The organism is Roseixanthobacter psychrophilus (assembly GCF_043195195.1).
Classification (GTDB): domain Bacteria; phylum Pseudomonadota; class Alphaproteobacteria; order Rhizobiales; family Xanthobacteraceae; genus NCEH01.
The window spans coordinates 1-2,293 of sequence record NZ_JBAFWT010000109.1; the positions used below are offsets into that span (position 1 = coordinate 1).

At 63.3% G+C, this 2,293-nt stretch carries 3 protein-coding genes; all 3 read right to left on the reverse strand.

Annotation, left to right across the window (positions count from 1 at the left end; translation table 11 throughout):
• Window positions 1–1,075, reverse strand: a 1,075-nt coding sequence (locus tag V5F77_RS28555) for an ABC transporter substrate-binding protein (RefSeq protein WP_429008433.1), incomplete at its 3' end; no start/stop codon positions are given.
• A gap of 47 nt (window positions 1,076–1,122) precedes the next feature.
• Complete coding sequence (locus V5F77_RS28560; RefSeq protein WP_429008434.1) at window positions 1,123–1,875, reverse strand: amino acid ABC transporter ATP-binding protein; 753 nt, start codon at window positions 1,873–1,875, stop codon at window positions 1,123–1,125.
• Between the two features lie 231 nt (window positions 1,876–2,106).
• A partial coding sequence (locus tag V5F77_RS28565; RefSeq protein ID WP_429008435.1) for a DUF4142 domain-containing protein occupies window positions 2,107–2,293 on the reverse strand: 187 nt, incomplete at its 5' end.

The following is a 2,293-nucleotide window of genomic DNA, read 5'->3' on the forward strand; positions in this document are numbered from 1 at the left end:
GGATCAGCAGCGGGGTGCCGCGCACCACCTCGATATAGACTTGCGCCAGCCGGTCCAGCAGCACGCCGCCATAGACCCGGCACAGCGCCAGCGCGGCGCCGAGGCCCACCGCAATGATCATCGCCAGGATCGAGATTTCCAGCGTCATCACCGCCGCCCAGCCGAGCTGCGGCAGGAAGCGCATGTAACGCTCTAGCTGCATCTTCCAACCCTGGGGCTGGGTCGCCTGCACGAAATGGTCATAGGCCGAAGGCTGCGCCTGCATGGCCCGCTGATCGCCCGTGATCTGCGCCATGAGCGGCGTCCAAATAGCCCAGCGGTCGAGAATGGCCCGCAGGGAGCCGTCTTGCACCATCTGCGACAGGCCGGTGTTGATTTCGGCCAGCAACTCGGGATGGGCGCCCTTCTTCAGCGCGATGCCGTACTCGATGCGGCCGATGGGCTGACCGGTGAACTGAAGCTCGCGATCCGGCTGCGCGTAATAGACCGCGATCGGGAAATCCATCACGGTCGCATCGATGCGCTTCAGCTTGAGATCGGAATAAGCGTCGATTTCTTCATCATAGGTGCGCAGATCGATGCCGCCAGCATTGCGCAGCACATATTCCATCTGGCTCGACTTCAGCGTTCCGACCTTTTTGCCCTTCAGGCCTTCCAGATTGTCGATCGGCGCATCGCCGCGCCGGATCACGATCTGGCCGAACGTGGTGTAATAGGGCGTGGAGAAATCCGCCGCCGCCTGATGGGCGGGCGTGATCTCAAGGCCGTTGATCACCGCGTCGTAGAGCCCCGCGTTAAGGCCGGGGATCAGGTTGCTCCAGTCGTTTTGCACGAACACCGGCTTGCGGCCGAGCTTGGCGGCAAGTTCGTTCATGATGTCGACTTCGAAGCCCACGGTCAGGTTGGGATCGGCCGGATCCTTAAAGGTGTAGGGCGCGCCGCTGGTGCTATCGCCCCCGTAGGAGAGCGTGCGCTGGCCGGCACCGGCGGGATTGGCCGGGGCGGTCTGCGCGACCGCGAGGGAGGCGGAAACCGCAATAAGCAGAGCCGAGAGGGCGAGGCGGACAAGACGCATGGCGATCCCCGAAGCGGGAGAGAAGGACGAAGGTGCGTGCGGATCCGTCAGACGAAACGGTGCAGGAACTGGCGCGTGCGCGGGTCCTTGGGACTTTCGAAGATCTCATCTTCGTCCGAGATCTCGATGATCTCGCCTTTGTCCATGAAGATGATGTAATCGGAAGCATCGCGCGCGAAGCGCATCTCGTGGGTGACGATGATCTGCGTCATGCCCTCGTTGTCCAGCTCCTTCATCACGTCCAGAACCTCGTCGACGAGGCCGGGATCGAGCGCGGAGGTGGGCTCGTCGTACAGCATGATCTTGGGCGACATGGCGAGCGCGCGGGCGATGGCGCCGCGCTGCTGCTGGCCGCCCGAGAGATTGATGGGGTAGCGGTCCATCTGCTCGAACAGGCCCACCTTCTTCAGCAGGCGCTCGGCATTGGCGGCCGCCTCGTCGCGGCTCACCCCCTTCACCACCATGGGCGCCATCATCACGTTCTGCTGCAGGGTCTTGTGGGGAAACAGATTGAAGCTCTGAAACACCATGCCGACGTTCTTGCGCAAGCGGTGGGCGATGTCGTTCAGGGGCGTGCCCGCGCCCTGCTTGCGCTCCATGCGCACACCGCAGGCCTCGATGGTGCCGGAATCCATGGATTCCAGGCCATTCAGGCAGCGCAGCAAGGTGGATTTTCCACAGCCCGACGGGCCGATCATGGAGACGAGGTCGCCTTCCTCGATCTGAAAGCTCACGCCCTTGAGAATGGTGTGTGCGCCGAACGACTTGCGCACATCCTCAACGCGAAGGATCGGGTCCATTTGTGTTCAGCCCCCCTGCGGCCTGCACACCGCCAGCTTCCTCGCTCCCTATCGGTGAGCGATGACGCTGGGGTGACAAATCTGCCGCAAGGGGAGGGTCGGGAAGAGTTTGTTTGTGAGCAGGTCGGCAGGCAGGCAGTCAGCGGGCGGGCACGGGGGCGCAGCCCGCCATGTCCGCCCGCCATATCCGCAAGCTGAACGCACCGGGGCGAAGCGCGCCCGGTGCTTTGCTCAGGACTTCGTCTTGGCGAGCGCGTAGCACATCTGCAAGTGCATCTCGATCATCGGCAGGGTCTTTTTGGCAAATGCCTTGAGGGTGGGGTTTTCGCCGCCCTTCGCATAGCCGCCAAACAGGCCCACCGCGTCCTGGTGACCCTTGGTCTGAACCGCAATGTAATCCGCATCGAACGCGGCGCCG